Source organism: Streptomyces sp. NPDC005181 (genome assembly GCF_040608395.1).
Classification (GTDB): Bacteria; Actinomycetota; Actinomycetes; order Streptomycetales; family Streptomycetaceae; genus Streptomyces.
Genome location: NZ_JBEXID010000009.1, coordinates 1 through 14,832 on the forward strand (window position 1 = coordinate 1; position 14,832 = coordinate 14,832).

Below are 14,832 nucleotides of genomic sequence, written 5' to 3' on the forward strand. Positions count from 1 at the left end.
AGCCCACAGGCTGAGATGCTCCTCCGTCACATCCACCAGCATGACCACTCAACGACAGCACCGATCAACCGTCACAAGATCTGCTGCTGTAGTACCAGTATCCAGCGACAGACCTACGGCCTGCTTAACGGGACAAGCCTTTAGCAGAGCCAGCGGTCGAGGTGCTCCGGCCAGATGAACCCGATGTAGCCCTCGAAAGATGCTGGATCGATGTCCTTTAGCCTCTCGGCAAGTCCGGCCAGCTCCGCGAGAGCCCTCTCTTCGTCGTCCTCAGACAGACACTGGTCTGGTTCGTCCGGCTCGCTGAGGAGCTGCGAGGCGGTGACGTGGCGGCCGTAACAATGCAGCGTGCGCAGCCACAGCTCGATGGAGGTGTTAGCGAACCAGGCCTCTCCGGTCGGCATGACGAAGTAGACGACACCGCTACCTGGTTCGACGCCGAACGATGACGGCTGCTCGGCCGGAAAGTCGCGGTCGCTGTGATTTGTCAGGTGGTAGAGCGCGGTACCTGATGACGTTTCCAGGACGGGTTCCGCCTCACCCTGAAACGCGACTTCCTCGATCACGCGTGGGGTCACGGGAACACCGACCTCGACCAGCAGGACCTTCATGCTCTCAGGGATCCGCCAGCTGGACACAACCGCGGGATCAGCTCGCGTGACATGCCCGCCGGCCCATCCGGCGAGCTGGTCATACGTCACCATAGGAGAGTCCTCCGCCGTCGGGTTGAGCCTCAGACCCTATCCGCCTGGCAGGACCGCCGAACGGGCAACGCTGAGAGCATCCAGCTCGGCGTCGATCGGCTTTACGGGACAGCCCTTAGGCTCGACTCCATGCGAATGGCGCGGGCGGCAGAGCCCGCCCTGATCGGGTGAGCTCTGCCGCCTGAAAGTCCAAAGTTCCAGCAGGTCAGCGGATACTGGACGGGATGTCAGGCACCGTAACGGGACGGAGCACCGTTAGAGACTCTTCCGAGAAGGCCCAGGCAGCCACGGTGAAGGCGCGCATGACGTCGATGACGACTGCAACACGGGGAACGCCGGTCAACTAAGAGGGCGTGGCCGCCGGCCACGCCCTCTTAGTGCTCCCGCACAGCTAAATCCAGGTATCCAGCCACATACGGTTGCGCCAGGAATTCTCCGGAAGGGACATGCCTGTATACAGCGGCCAGAAATAGATGAAATTCCAGATGATCAGCAGGACGAGTACGCCGACCGCGACTGCCCCCAATGTCCGCCGCCGTTCGCCGGACGAATCGCCCGCCACCAGGCCCACTTCCCGCCTGGCCCCGGTGCCCGCCGCGGGCCCGATCATTGCGCCGATCATCATCGTCACCGCGAGGCAGAGGAACGGCACGAACACGACCGCGTAGAAGAGGAAGATCGTCCGTTCCTGGTAGAGGAACCACGGCAGCCAGCCCGCCGCCACACCGCAGGCGATCGCGCCCGCCCGCCAGTCGCGCCGGAAGAGCCACCGCCACAGGACGTACACCAGGGCGAAGCACGCGGCCCACCACAGCAGCGGTGTGCCGATCGCCAGCACCTCACGGGCGCACTTGCCGGTCTCCGAGACCGTGCAGCCGTTCTGCTCCTCGTAGAAGTACGAGACGGGGCGGCCCAGGACGATCCAGCTCCAGGGGTTCGACTGGTAGGTGTGGCCGGACGTCAGGTTCACATGGAACTCAAAGACCTGGTACTCGTAATGCCACAGGCTGCGCAGCCAGTCCGGAAGCCAGGTCCAGCTGCCGCCCCTGCCGTCGGTGGTGGCCCAGTCCCGGTAGTAGCCGCGGTGGTCGGGATCGTTCCTGATGATCCAGCCGGTCCACGAAGCGACGTACGTCAGGATCGCGACCGGCACCGTCGAGACGAACGCGGGCACCAGATCCCGCAGGATCACCGCCCGGTACGGCTGGACCGCACCTGCCGTCCGGCGCGCACCGACGTCCCACATCACCGTCATCAGACCGAACGCGACCAGGATGTACAGGCCGTTCCACTTCGTGCCGAACGCCAGCCCCAGCGAGAGCCCCGCCGCGATCCGCCACGGCCGCCACCCCAGCCGCAGCGTCCGGGCGATCCGCGCGTCCGGGCGCAGCACCCCCTCCGCGTCGACCGGCAGCGCCGCGGCGAGCCTGCGCCGCGCCCAGTCCCGGTCGATCAGCAGACAGCCGAACGCCGCCATGACGAAGAACATCAGCACCAGGTCGAGCAGCGCCGTGCGGCTCATCACGAAATGCAGTCCGTCGACGGCGAGCAGCGCGCCCGCCAGACACCCCAGGAACGTCGAGCGGAACAGCCGCCGCCCGATCCGGCAGAGCATCAGCACCGACAGTGTGCCGAGCACCGCCACCATGAACCGCCAGCCGAACGGTGTGAACCCGAAGAGCTGCTCCCCGAACCCGATGATCCACTTGCCGACCGGCGGATGCACCACATAGCCGGGCGCCGTCGGCACCGTCACCAGCGAAGGATCGGCCAGGATCGACTTGTCGACGTCCTTCGGCCAGGACCCCTCGTACCCCTGCTTGATCAGCGCCCAGGAGTCCTTGGCGTAGTACGTCTCATCGAATATCACCGCCTTCGGGCTGCCCAGATGCCAGAACCGGAGCACCCCCGCGACCAGCGTCACCAGCAGCGGACCGCCCCAGGCCGACCACCGCGCCAGCCGCTCGGCGGTCGGCGGCGACACCCCCAGCACCGCCCACAGCTGCGGTCCCGGCCGGGTGTACGGCGGGACCAGCCGTTCCCGCAGCCCGATATCGGGCCGCGTCGAATGGCCGAAGCGGCGCAGCCGCTGCTGCCAGGAAGGCGGCTCTTCACCGTGGTGTTCCCCGGCGTCTTGACCCTGCTGGGCTTCGGGCGCAGTACTCGTCACCGCGCCATCGTAGGGAACGCATCTGTGCGACTGCTCTCGCCCGTGCTGGGAGGATGGCTGATGTGACTGGAACGACTGGAACGCTGGTACTCGCAGGGACCCCCATCGGCGATGTGGCGGACGCCCCGCCACGCCTCGCCGCAGAACTGGAGACGGCGGACGTCGTCGCCGCCGAGGACACCCGCCGGCTGCGCCGGCTGACACAGGCGCTCGGCATCCACACCACGGGGCGTGTCGTCTCCTACTTCGAGGGCAACGAGTCGGCGCGTACGCCCGAACTCGTCGAGGCGCTGACCGGTGGCGCCCGGGTCCTGCTCGTCACGGACGCCGGGATGCCGTCCGTCTCCGACCCCGGCTACCGGCTCGTCGCCGCAGCCGTGGAGAAGGGCATCAAGGTCACCGCGGTCCCCGGCCCGTCCGCCGTGCTCACCGCGCTCGCCCTGTCCGGCCTGCCCGTCGACCGGTTCTGCTTCGAAGGCTTCCTGCCGCGCAAGGCGGGCGAACGGCTCGGCCGGCTCCGCGAGGTCGCCGACGAGCGCCGCACCATGGTCTTCTTCGAGGCCCCGCACCGGCTCGACGACACCCTCGCCGCGATGGCCGAGGTGTTCGGCGGCGACCGCAGGGCCGCCGTGTGCCGGGAGCTGACCAAGACGTATGAGGAAGTGAAGCGCGGCCCGCTGGCCGAACTGGCGGTCTGGGCGGCCGAAGGAGTACGCGGCGAGATCACCGTCGTCGTCGAGGGCGCGGCGGACGTGGCCGAGGAGCTGGACGCCGCCGAGCTGGTCCGCAGGGTGCAGGTGCGCGAGGAGGCGGGGGAGCGCCGCAAGGAGGCGATCGCCGCTGTCGCCGCGGCCGCGGGGCTGCCCAAACGCGACGTCTTCGATGCGGTCGTCGCGGCAAAGAACGCGTCGAAGACCGGCCCTGTGGATGGCAAAGGACTATCGTAAAAGGCAAAGCGCGAGCCGCGCATGTGCCCCCTTTTGCCACGAGAAGCCCAAGACCGCTCCAATACTCGACAGGGCATGGTGCGCTCCCGCCGGTAAAGGCGTCCACTGAATCAGGGACGCATTCTCCGGAGTGCTTGTCCGGCGGACAAGAGGAGCAGGCATGAGCGAGATCGCAGCAACCACCGTGCATGAGGCGTACGCCTTCGCCTGCATGAGGTGCGGATACGGCTGGGAACAGGCCTACCAGATTGAGCACCACGTCGACGGTTCCAATAACGACTTCGTCATCTACAAGGCGGACGGGGAGCGGGTCCCGTCACCCCTGTCCAGGCCCACCTGCACGAACTGCGGCGGCCATGTGGTCCGGATCATGCGGTCCGGCCGGGTCTCGACCGTGCAGCACCTGCTCGAGTCGCAGTACGAGACCGTCGGGCCCAGCGAGGACACCGGACACACCGAGGGCGATGACGCCCGCGAACGCAAGGCGGTCGCCGCGTCCGCAGCCGCCCCGACGGCCGCGGAGCACCACTGGCATCTCTCCGACCTGCTGCACCCCTTCCACCGCAAGTGAGAGCGGCGCCACGGTCCTCGTACGATCGTGGCATGAGCCGTACGGAAGCCCCGCCGCTGCCCGAACCCCTGCGGGTACCGGTCGCCGATTCGCACACCCATCTGGACATGCAGGACGCCACCGTCGAGGAGGGCCTGGCCAGGGCCGCGGCGGTCAACGTCACCACCGTGATCCAGGTGGGCTGCGACGTGCGGGGCTCGCGCTGGGCCGCCGAGACCGCGGCCGCGCACGCGGGTGTGTACGCGGCGGTGGCCCTGCACCCCAACGAGGCGCCGCGCATCGTGCACGGCGACCAGGGGGCGCGGGAGCCGGGCGGGAAGGCGGCCCTCGACGAGGCGCTCGCCGAGATCGACAAGCTGGCCGCCCTCGACCGGGTGCGCGGCGTCGGCGAGACCGGCCTCGACCACTTCCGTACGGGCCCCGAGGGCATCGCCGCCCAGGAGGAGTCCTTCCGGGCCCATATCGAGATCGCCAAACGGCACGGCAAGGCGCTCGTCATCCACGACCGCGAGGCGCACGCCGATGTGCTGCGCATCCTCGCCGACGCGGGCGCCCCCGAACGGACCGTGTTCCACTGCTACTCCGGTGACGCCGAGATGGCCCGGATCTGCGCGGACGCCGGGTACTTCATGTCCTTCGCGGGCAACGTGACGTTCAAGAACGCCCAGCCGCTGCGGGACGCGCTGGCCGTCGCGCCGATCGAACTGGTCCTGGTCGAGACGGACGCGCCGTTCCTCACCCCGGCTCCGTACCGCGGACGGCCCAACGCGCCGTACCTCATTCCCGTCACGCTCCGTGCCATGGCGGAGGTGAAGGGGCTCGACGAGGACACCCTGGCATCGGCGATCAACGACAACACGGCTCGCGCGTTCGATTACTGACGGATCACGCCGCGACGGTGTGTAGTCGCGCCGCTTTGGAGAGTGACCGAAGCTCCACTATCGTCCCGGAGGCCCATCGGGCGACCGGGACGAACGGACCTTCTGGAGCGTCGTGATCAATGCACAGGGCAGTCACCGTGCGGCACCGGGCAGGGGACATGCGGGAGGTGCGGCGGTGGCGACACCGCCGGCCATCCCCGCGCCCCTGTCGCTCCACGAGGAGCAGACGCTCGTCGCCCCCTGGCCGGTCCACGATCCGACCGTGGTCGACACACCCGCGCCGCCGCAAGGCCCCCGCACCGGGGGCCGGGCGGATGCACGGCGGGCCGCGCGCCGCCGCAAGGCCGCGGTCCGTCCGGAGAACCTGCGCCGCCTTGTCCCGCAGGCTCTGGTCGTCGCCTTTCTGGCCGGCGGCACCACCGCGTTCGTCGCCCACGACAAGGCGGTGAAGCTCACCGTCGACGGGCAGCCGCGCACCCTGCACACCTTCGCCGACGACATCGACGAACTCCTCGGCGACGAGGGCATCATCGTCGGCACCCACGACGTCGTCACCCCGGCCCCCACCGGCGACCTCGACAACGGCGACGAGATCACCGTCCGCCACGGACGCCCGGTGACCCTCACCCTCGACGGGGTGCGACGCCGGGTGTGGACCACCGCAGGCACGGTCGACGGCGCCCTGCGCCAGCTCGGGGTACGCGCCGAGGGGGCGTACCTCTCCGCCGCCCGCTCCTCCTCGATCGGACGCACCGGGCTCGCCCTGGACGTCCGTACCGAACGCACCGTGACCTTCATGGCCGACGGCCGGGAGCACACCGTCCGCACCAATGCCGCGACCGTCCGCGAGGCCGTCGCCGAGGCGGGCATCACCCTGCACGGCGAGGACACCACCTCCGCGGACCCGCACAGCTTCCCGCGCGACGGCCAGACGGTCTCCGTGATGCGGATCACCGATTCCCGCGAGGTGCGCGAAGAGCCCATTCCGTACGCCGAACAACGTTCCGAGGACGATTCGCTCTTCGCCGGTACGGAGGTGGTCGAGCGCGAGGGCAGACCGGGCGCCCGCCGGATCACGTACGCGGTGCGGACCGTCAACGGCGTCCGGCAGCGGCCACGGGCGCTGGACGCCGAAGTCGTCCGTACGCCGGTCGACCGGATCGTGAAGGTCGGCACCAGGGCCCGCCCGCAGTCCGTGGCGGGCGCGGACGGGCTCAACTGGGCCGCGCTCGCGGCCTGCGAGTCCGGCGGCCGGCCCGACGCGGTCGACACCAGCGGCACGTACGGCGGGCTGTACCAGTTCGACACGCAGACCTGGCGCTCCCTCGGCGGCAGCGGGCGCCCGCAGGACGCCCCGGCGTCCGAGCAGACGTACCGGGCGAAGAAGCTGTACCTGCAACGGGGGGCGAGCCCGTGGCCGCACTGCGGCCGTAGGCTTACCGGGTGAGCACCACAGAGCCCGACGCCCTCCTGGGCCCCGCAGACATCCGCGAGCTGGCCGCGAAGCTGGGGGTACGCCCCACGAAGCAGCGCGGCCAGAACTTCGTCATCGACGCCAACACGGTCCGCAGGATCGTACGGACCGCGGAGGTCCGTCCGGACGACGTGGTGGTCGAGATCGGACCCGGTCTGGGCTCGCTGACCCTGGCGCTGCTGGAGGCGGCGGACCGTGTCGTCGCCGTCGAGATCGACGATGTGCTGGCGGCGGCGCTGCCGGCCACCGTCGCGGCCCGGATGCCGGGCCGCGCCGACCGGTTCTCGCTGGTCCATTCCGACGCGATGCTGGTCACGGAGCTGCCCGGCCCGCCGCCCACCGCCCTGGTCGCCAACCTGCCGTACAACGTGGCCGTGCCGGTCCTGCTGACGATGCTGGAGCGGTTCCCGACCATCGAGCGGACCCTGGTCATGGTGCAGGCCGAGGTTGCCGACCGGCTGGCCGCCCGGCCGGGCAACAAGGTCTACGGCGTGCCGTCGGTGAAGGCCAACTGGTACGCGCACGTCAAGCGGGCCGGGTCCATCGGCCGCACGGTGTTCTGGCCCGCCCCGAACGTCGACTCCGGTCTGGTGTCGCTGGTCCGGCGCACCGAGCCGATCGCGACGACCGCGAGCCGGGCCGAGGTCTTCGCGGTCGTCGACGCGGCGTTCGCCCAGCGCCGCAAAACGCTGCGGGCGGCGCTGTCCGGCTGGGCGGGCTCCGCGCCCGCCGCCGAGGCGGCCCTGGTCGCGGCCGGGATCTCGCCGAAGACGCGGGGTGAAGCACTGACGGTCGAGGAGTTCGCGGCCATCGCCGAGAACAAGCCGGCGGTGGACGAGGCGGCGGCGAACAAGCCGAGCAAGAGCAAGCCCGTCGCGGACGAGCCCGCCGGGGACACGTCCCACGGGAACGAGTCCACCGGGAGCGGCGAGTGAGCATCACCGTTCGCGTCCCCGCCAAGGTCAATGTGCAGCTCGCCGTCGGCGCCCCGCGCCCCGACGGCTTCCACGACCTGGCGAACGTCTTCCTCGCTGTCGGCCTCTACGACGAAGTCACCGTCACCCCCGCCGACGCGCTGACCGTCACCTGCTCGGGCCCGGACGCCGCCCAGGTCCCGCTGGACACCGGCAACCTCGCCGCCCGCGCCGCGATCGCGCTCGCCGAACGCCACGGCATCACCCCCGCCGTGCACATTCACATCTCCAAGGACATCCCCGTCGCGGGCGGCATGGCGGGCGGCAGCGCCGACGGCGCGGCCGCCCTGGTGGCCTGCGACGCCCTCTGGGCCACCGGTGCCACCCGGGACGAGCTGCTCGCCATCTGCGCGGAGCTCGGCAGCGATGTGCCGTTCTCCCTGGTCGGCGGCGCCGCCCTCGGTACCGGCCGCGGCGAGCAGCTCTCTCCGATCGACGTCGGTGGCACGTTCCACTGGGTGTTCGCGGTCGCCGACGGCGGGCTCTCCACCCCGGCTGTCTACGGGGAGTTCGACCGGCTCACCGCGGGCACCGACGTCCCCGCACCGGAAGCCTCCCCGGCGATCCTCGACGCCCTGGGCTCCGGCAGCACCGATGCGCTCGCGAAGGCCCTCTCCAACGACCTGCAGCCTGCCGCGCTCTCCCTGCGGCCCTCGCTCGCCGGCACCCTCGCCGCGGGCACCGGGGCGGGCGCCCTGGCCGCGCTGGTCTCGGGCTCCGGGCCGACCACCGCGTTCCTGGCGGCGGACGCGGAGGCGGCGCGCGAGGTCGCGGACACGCTGCTGGCGTCGGGAACCTGCCGGACCGCGCGGGTCGCGGTGTCCCCGGCACCGGGTGCCACGATCGTCTGACCGCGGGTACTCAGACGGGAAGTGAGTACGGTCGCGCTGCCGCCCCCGGGGCGTCAGGCGCGACCGTACCCGTATGGGATCAAGCGTTCGTGAACTGGCCGGGGCCACCCCAGCCACCCGGGACCGTTACATCGACCTGCTGCGCGTCGCCTCGCTCGGGACGGTCGTCCTCGGGCACTGGCTGATGGCCGCCGTCACCACCGACGGTGTCGGCAACCTCCTCGCCGTGGTCCCCGGTCTCCAGCTGCTGACCTGGGCGCTCCAGATCATGCCGGTGTTCTTCTTCTTCTTCTTCTTCTTCTTCTTCTTCTTCGTCGGCGGCTTCTCGCACGCCCTGTCGTACCGCTCCCTCTGCCGCAAGCAGCCCGCCGGCTCGACGGACTCCGTCTACTCGGCCTTTCTCCGGGCCAGACTGCAGCGGCTGCTGCGCCCCACCATGGTCTTCATCCTGGTCTGGGGGACGGCCGCGCTGATCGTCCAGCTGCTCGGCGGGGGCGGCGGGCTGACCGGGGTCACGCTGCGGCTGGTGGCCCAGCCGCTCTGGTTCATCGGGATCTATCTCGCCATGGTGGCGTTCACCCCGCCGTTGCTGAAGCTGCACGACCGGTACGGCTGGGGCGCCTTCGCCGGGCTCGCCGCGGCGGCGGTCGCGGTCGACGTCCTGCGGTTCGCCGCCGGTGTCCCGTACGTCGCGTTCCTCAACTTCGCGTTCGTCTGGCTCGCCGTGCACCAGCTGGGCTTCCTGCGCGCCGACGGCCGCATCCGCCGCCCCGCGCTGCCGGCCGGCCCGGGCCTGGCCGCCGCGGCCGCGCTGGTCGCGTTCGGCCCGTATCCGCTCTCCATGGTCGGGATGCCCGGCGAGAAGATCAGCAACATGGCACCGCCGACGCTCGCCCTGCTCTGCCACGGCCTGTGGCTGGTCGGCGCGGTCGAGCTGCTGCGCGGCCCCGGTGCCCGGCTGGTCGCCCGCCCGCGGGTGTGGCGCGGTGTCGTCGCGGCGAACGGGGTGGCGATGACCGCGTTCCTCTGGCACCTCACCGCGATGCTCGGGGTGTACGGGGCGATGCTCGCCCTGGACGTCCCGCTGCCCGAGCCGGCGACCGGTGCCTGGTGGGCGCAGGTGCCGGTGCGGATCGCGGCGGCGACAGCCGTCACGGCGGGGCTGGTCGCCGTCTTCCGCATGGTCGAGCGGCCGGTCCCCGCGGTGCCGGGGACGGGATCCGGGCCGGTGTCCGTGCTCGGTGTGACGCTCTGCCTGTTCGGGGTGCTCGGGGTGTCGATGGTCGGGTTCGGCGGGCTGCTGGAAGGGCGTACGGCGATGCTGGTCGCCGTACGGGTCAGCGCCCCGGCGGCCGTCGCGATGGCGCTGGGCGGCTGGCTGCTGGTGGAACGGGCGGGACGGCGGCGGCCGAACCGACCGCGGGCGCCGCTGACCGGTTCGCGCTCGTCCCGCTGGGCCCACGCCCGCCTCAGCCGAGCCGCACGCTCTTCTTCGCGAGCTCGTACGCCGCATCTCCTCGTGCTCCTGCGAGTCCAGCCCGCCGAGGTGCACCACGACCGGTCCGCTCGGGGTGGAGACGGCGAAGGCCCGCACCTTCTTCGGCTCGTCCAGCAGCTCGCCGCTGACGGTGTAGCCGACCTCGGCCGCGGTCAGGGAGCCGGCCTTCACCTCGGTGTAGGTGGCCTTGCCGGCGTTCGGCTCGGCGGCCAGGAACGCCTCCAGGACCTGGCGCGGGGTGCGGTCGGTACGCTCGCCGGTCCACACCCGCAGGAAGCCGATGTTCCCGGCGGGCTTCGCGTCGATCTCGCAGACGAGCGTGACCGGGCCCTGCTTGCCCAGTTCGCTCAGCGCGTCGTCCTCACCGAAGCTGTACGGCCTCCGGCTTCCAGGAGGCCGCGAGGTCGAAGGCGACGGGCAGCGCGCAGGCCGAACCGGAGCCTCCGATGCTGCCGCCCTTGACCGCGCTCTGTGCCGCGGACCTCGGCTTCGACGCCGTCTTCCGGCCGTTTCCGCCGTCGTCCGGGGCGGCCGACGAGCAGCCGGTCACCGCCACCGACACCACCGCCAGCACGGCCGTGACCGTGCCCCGCACCGCATTGCGCACCATGGAAGTCCCCTGTCCCCGCCCTTGATCGATCGCCGCACGCTAACCCACTCGCGTGGCGATTACCCTGGGAGGTCGATCGATCCCCCAGTCAGGAGTGAAATGGCCGTCAATCTGGTCAATGTCGAGCAGGTCAGCAAGGTGTACGGCACCCGTGCCCTGCTCGACGGTGTGTCCCTCGGTGTGTCCGAGGGGGACCGGATCGGTGTCGTCGGCCGTAACGGCGACGGCAAGACGACCCTCATCCGGATGCTCGCCAAGCTGGAGGAGGCGGACACCGGCCGCGTCACCCACAACGGTGGCCTGCGTCTCGGTGTCCTCACGCAGCACGATTCGCTCGACCCGAAGGCGACGGTCCGCCACGAGGTCATCGGCGATCTCGCCGACCACGAGTGGGCGGGCAACGCCAAGATCCGTGACGTGCTGACCGGGCTCTTCGGCGGGCTGGACCTGCCCGGCTTCGAGCACGGCCTGGACACCGTCATCGCCCCGCTCTCCGGCGGCGAGCGGCGCCGGATCGCGCTCGCCAAACTGCTCATCGCCGAACAGGACCTGATCGTCCTCGACGAGCCGACCAACCACCTCGACGTCGAGGGCATCTCCTGGCTGGCCCGGCACCTGCAGAGCCGGCGCTCGGCGCTGGTCTGCGTCACCCACGACCGGTGGTTCCTCGACCAGGTCTGTACGCGCATGTGGGACGTCCAGCGCGGCACGGTCCACGAGTACGAGGGCGGCTACAGCGACTACGTGTTCGCCCGGGCCGAGCGGGAGCGGATCGCCGCGACCGAGGAGTCCAAGCGGCAGAACCTGATGCGCAAGGAGCTGGCCTGGCTGCGGCGCGGCGCCCCCGCCCGCACGTCGAAGCCGCGCTACCGCATCGAGGCGGCCAACGAGCTGATCGCCGATGTGCCGCCGCCGCGCGACACCAGCGAGCTGATGAAGTTCGCCAACGCCCGGCTGGGCAAGACCGTCTTCGACCTGGAGAACGTGACCGTCCAGGCCGGACCCAAGACGCTGCTCACCCACCTCACCTGGCACCTCGGCCCCGGCGACCGGATCGGCCTGATCGGGATCAACGGCGCGGGCAAGACCTCGCTGCTGCGGGCGCTCGCCGAGGCAGCCCGCACCCAGGGTGAGGCGCAGCCCGCGGCCGGGAAGATCGTCGTCGGCAAGACCGTCAAGCTCGCCTACCTCTCCCAGGAGGTCACCGAGCTCAACCCGAACCTGCGGGTGCTGGAGGCCGTGCAGCAGGTGCGCGACCGGGTCGACCTCGGCAAGGGCCGGGAGATGACCGCGGGCCAGCTCTGCGAGCAGTTCGGCTTCTCGAAGGAGAAGCAGTGGACCCCCGTCGGCGACCTGTCGGGCGGTGAGCGGCGCCGGCTGCAGATCCTGCGACTGCTGATGGACGAGCCGAACGTCCTCTTCCTCGACGAGCCCACCAACGACCTCGACATCGAGACCCTGACCCAGCTGGAGGACCTCCTCGACGGCTGGCCGGGATCGATGATCGTGATCTCCCACGACCGGTTCTTCATCGAGCGGACCACGGACCGGGTGATGGCGCTGCTCGGTGACGCCGCGCTGCGGATGCTGCCGCGCGGCATCGACGAGTACATCGAGCGCAGGCGACGGATGGAGGAGGCGGCCGTGCCCGCCTCGGCACCCACCGCGGCGAAGGAGACCCCGGCCGCCGCCGCGGTCTCGCCCCAGGCCGCCCGCGCCGCCAAGAAGGAACTGCAGAAGATCGAGCGGCAGCTCGACAAGATGTCGAGCAGGGAGACGACCCTGCACGCGCAGATCGCCGACAACGCCACGGACTTCGAGAAGGTGGCGAAGCTCGACGCGGAACTGCGGGAACTGGTGGCGGAACGCGACGAGTTGGAGATGCGCTGGCTGGAGCTGGCCGAAGACGCCTGATGCGGCCGGTGTGTTCGGTGCGGGTGTACAGGCGCGGGTGTCCGCAACAGCCGTCACCCGCCGGCCGAACCGGCAGCCGTCCGCGAGGAGTTGAATCGGCCGCGTAACGGCGGCATCACGGGCCGGTTCTCCCTTGGGAACAGGGGAGCGACCGACCCGGTGTTCGACGTGCTGCGGGTGGTACAAAGAAGCCCCGCTCGACTGTCGTAACGCCGCGGAACCCATGCCCGATTCGCTCCTTTCCGAGGGGAATTCAGCCCAGCGGAATCGCGGGGGAGACCGGAACGGGCACCGGACCGCACGAAGGGGGACGTGCTGATGACCCAGCCGCCCAGCCAGCAACCGCCGCAGGGAGGCTTCGGCGCTCCACAGGAGCCGCCGCAGGGGAGTCCTCAGCGGGCGGCGCCCGGGCAGCCGCCGCAGAGTCAGCCGCCGGCCCAGCCGCCGCAGATGCCGGCAGCGCCGCCGACGCCGCCGCCCGCCCAGCCGGGTTACGGCTACCCGCAGGCGCCGGGACAGCCCCCCGGTTACGGCTACCCGCAGCAGCCCAGTCCGTACAACCAGCCGGGCCCGTACGCCCAGCAGCCCGGACCGTACGCCCAACAGCCGGGCCCCTACGGTCAGCAGCCCGGACCGTACGGCCAGCAGCCGCCGCCCGGTTACGGCTACCCGCAGCAGCAGTACCCCGGCGCCCCGGTTCCCGGCGGTACGGGCGGTGGCAACCCCTTCAAGGGCAAGCCCGCAGTGATCATCGGTGCCGCGGTCGCCGCCGCGATCGTCATCGCCGGTGGCGTCTTCCTCGCGACCAGCGGCGGTGACGGCGACAAGAAGCCCGTTGCACAGGCCAGCAACGACGGTAAGGCGCCGAGCGGTTCGCCCTCCGTCGACGAGGGCGACGGCAACGGCGACGGACGAGCGGCCGATGACGACTTCAACGCCGGGCGCAAGCCGGGCGAGGCGAAGGTCCTCTGGCTGCAGAAGAACGACGTCGACCTGCCGCGCAACGGCGCGGACGTGTACGGCCCCTGGGTCGTCGGCGACACCGTCGTCAAGGGCATGTACCGCGCGGTCTCCGGCTACTCGGCCGCCGACGGCAAGCAGAAGTGGACGCTGAAGCTGCCCGCCGACATGTGCGCCGCGCCTTCGCAGACCACCACCGACGGCAAGATCGTCATCGGGGTCAAGAACGGCACCACCGACAAGGCGGACTGCTCGGACCTCCAGATGATCGACCTCAACACCGGCAAGGCCGGCTGGAAGAAGTCGATCAAGAAGAGCGGCCTCTTCGACCTGATGTCGGACATCTCTCTCGCCATCAGCGCAGACACCGTCACGGTCGGCCGGACCGGCAATTCCAACGCCTTCCGGGTCAGCGACGGCAAGGAACTGTTCGGCAAGCAGGCGGGCAACTGCCAGCCGTTCGCCTTCGCCGGCGGCCCCAAGCTGATTGCCGCCTCCAGCTGCCGCACCGATGACATCGACAACCCCCAGCACCAGATCCAGGAGGTCGACCCCACCACCGGCAAGCCCAAGTGGACGTACCGGCCGGCCCGTGGCTGGGAGATCGACCGGGTCTACTCGGTGAGCCCGCTCGTCGTCTCGCTGACCCAGAGCGAGAAGAAGAAGTGGAGCATCCTCGCCGTCAAGGAGAACGGCACGCTCCGTTCCCAGCTGGTCGGCGACAAGGGCGACAAGTTCGCCCCCGACTGCGGCAGCACGTTCGCCATTTTCGGCAAGTCGCTGGACGGTTGTGTCGGTGTCGCCGCCGACGCCAACACCTTCTACATGTCGACCGAACCCGACTCCAGCGGCACCGCCCGTACGAACAAGGTCGTCGCGTTCAACCTGAACACCGGCAAGCCGAAGTGGAAGGCCGCGGCCCCGGCCGAGCAGACCGTGAAGCCGCTGCGGATGGAGGGCGGCAATGTGCTGCTCTACGTGGAGGCCGGATACAACAAGGGCGGCGGGATCGCCACCCTCGCCCCGACCGGTGGCACCCCGCAGATGCTGCTCCGGCACCCGGAGTCGACGTCCCAGATCGAGAGTTCGTTCTACAACGCGAAGATCGTCTACGCGGACGGACGTTCCTTCATCGCGAGCGGGCGGGTCAGCGCGAGCAACGACAAGGAAGAGCTGGAGACGAAGACCATGATGGCCTTCGGCAAGTGATGGCTCACGCAGGCACCCGACGGTCCCTGACCGACCGCGACAGGTCCCGACCGACCGACTCCCCTTTCT

Annotated in this window: 12 protein-coding genes and 3 pseudogenes; 10 read left to right on the forward strand and 5 right to left on the reverse strand. The window is 70.4% G+C overall.

The genetic code is table 11. From position 1 onward, the window contains the following. Positions 1-140: 140 nt before the first annotated feature. From ABZV38_RS08875 to ABZV38_RS08885, 3 genes and pseudogenes are all read right to left on the reverse strand, one after another. Complete coding sequence (locus tag ABZV38_RS08875; RefSeq protein WP_356326078.1) at positions 141-704, reverse strand: SUKH-4 family immunity protein; 564 nt, start codon at positions 702-704, stop codon at positions 141-143. Positions 705-972: 268 nt separating this feature from the next. Further along, positions 973-1,047: pseudogene (locus tag ABZV38_RS08880) on the reverse strand (2-phosphosulfolactate phosphatase); the annotation flags it as partial. Between the two features lie 48 nt (positions 1,048-1,095). After that, entirely contained in the window at positions 1,096-2,874 is a 1,779-nt protein-coding gene (locus ABZV38_RS08885) for a phospholipid carrier-dependent glycosyltransferase (protein WP_356326080.1), read from the reverse strand. A gap of 53 nt (positions 2,875-2,927) precedes the next feature. On the opposite strand from ABZV38_RS08885, the gene rsmI reads away from it, so the two are divergent. The 7 genes and pseudogenes from rsmI to ABZV38_RS08920 form a co-directional block, all read left to right on the forward strand. Then, positions 2,928-3,821: a 16S rRNA (cytidine(1402)-2'-O)-methyltransferase gene (gene rsmI, locus ABZV38_RS08890; RefSeq protein WP_356326082.1), complete on the forward strand. Its 894-nt coding sequence runs from the start codon at positions 2,928-2,930 to the stop codon at positions 3,819-3,821. 160 nt (positions 3,822-3,981) lie between these two features. After that, positions 3,982-4,392, forward strand: coding sequence for a hypothetical protein (locus tag ABZV38_RS08895; protein WP_356326084.1), 411 nt, complete (start codon positions 3,982-3,984; stop codon positions 4,390-4,392). Between the two features lie 32 nt (positions 4,393-4,424). Continuing rightward, a complete protein-coding gene (locus ABZV38_RS08900) occupies positions 4,425-5,273 on the forward strand; it encodes a TatD family hydrolase (protein ID WP_356326086.1) in 849 nt (282 codons plus the stop codon). A 262-nt stretch (positions 5,274-5,535) separates the two neighbouring features. Beyond that, positions 5,536-6,720, forward strand: coding sequence for a ubiquitin-like domain-containing protein (locus ABZV38_RS08905; protein ID WP_356326211.1), 1,185 nt, complete (start codon positions 5,536-5,538; stop codon positions 6,718-6,720). Next, entirely contained in the window at positions 6,717-7,682 is a 966-nt protein-coding gene (rsmA, locus tag ABZV38_RS08910; protein ID WP_356326088.1) for a 16S rRNA (adenine(1518)-N(6)/adenine(1519)-N(6))-dimethyltransferase RsmA, read from the forward strand. The genes ABZV38_RS08905 and rsmA overlap by 4 nt, the downstream gene beginning before the upstream one ends. Further along, positions 7,679-8,572, forward strand: a complete 894-nt coding sequence (locus ABZV38_RS08915; protein ID WP_356326089.1) for a 4-(cytidine 5'-diphospho)-2-C-methyl-D-erythritol kinase — start codon at positions 7,679-7,681, stop codon at positions 8,570-8,572. The genes rsmA and ABZV38_RS08915 overlap by 4 nt, the downstream gene beginning before the upstream one ends. A 73-nt stretch (positions 8,573-8,645) precedes the next feature. Next, a pseudogene (locus ABZV38_RS08920) lies at positions 8,646-9,974 on the forward strand (acyltransferase family protein); the annotation flags it as partial. Positions 9,975-10,142: 168 nt separating this feature from the next. On the opposite strand, the pseudogene ABZV38_RS08925 reads toward ABZV38_RS08920, so the two are convergent. Together ABZV38_RS08925 and ABZV38_RS08930 are read right to left on the reverse strand one after the other, a co-directional pair. Further along, positions 10,143-10,421: pseudogene (locus tag ABZV38_RS08925) on the reverse strand (lipoprotein); the annotation flags it as partial. A gap of 10 nt (positions 10,422-10,431) precedes the next feature. Next, entirely contained in the window at positions 10,432-10,518 is an 87-nt protein-coding gene (locus ABZV38_RS08930) for a lipoprotein (protein WP_356326212.1), read from the reverse strand. Between the two features lie 10 nt (positions 10,519-10,528). Here ABZV38_RS08930 and ABZV38_RS08935 point away from each other — a divergent pair, with 10 nt between their 5' ends. From ABZV38_RS08935 to ABZV38_RS08945, 3 genes are all read left to right on the forward strand, one after another. Continuing rightward, positions 10,529-10,705 carry a hypothetical protein gene (locus tag ABZV38_RS08935; protein WP_356326227.1) on the forward strand — a complete coding sequence of 59 codons (177 nt, stop codon included), beginning with the start codon at positions 10,529-10,531 and terminating at the stop codon, positions 10,703-10,705. A 74-nt stretch (positions 10,706-10,779) separates the two neighbouring features. Then, on the forward strand, positions 10,780-12,594 hold the full coding sequence (locus ABZV38_RS08940) for an ABC-F family ATP-binding cassette domain-containing protein (RefSeq protein ID WP_356326090.1): 1,815 nt from the start codon (positions 10,780-10,782) through the stop codon (positions 12,592-12,594). Between the two features lie 318 nt (positions 12,595-12,912). Beyond that, the gene (locus ABZV38_RS08945; RefSeq protein WP_356326091.1) at positions 12,913-14,763 is read left to right on the forward strand and encodes a PQQ-binding-like beta-propeller repeat protein; all 1,851 of its coding nucleotides are present in this window, start codon (positions 12,913-12,915) and stop codon (positions 14,761-14,763) included. The last annotated feature ends 69 nt before the right edge of the window (positions 14,764-14,832 follow it).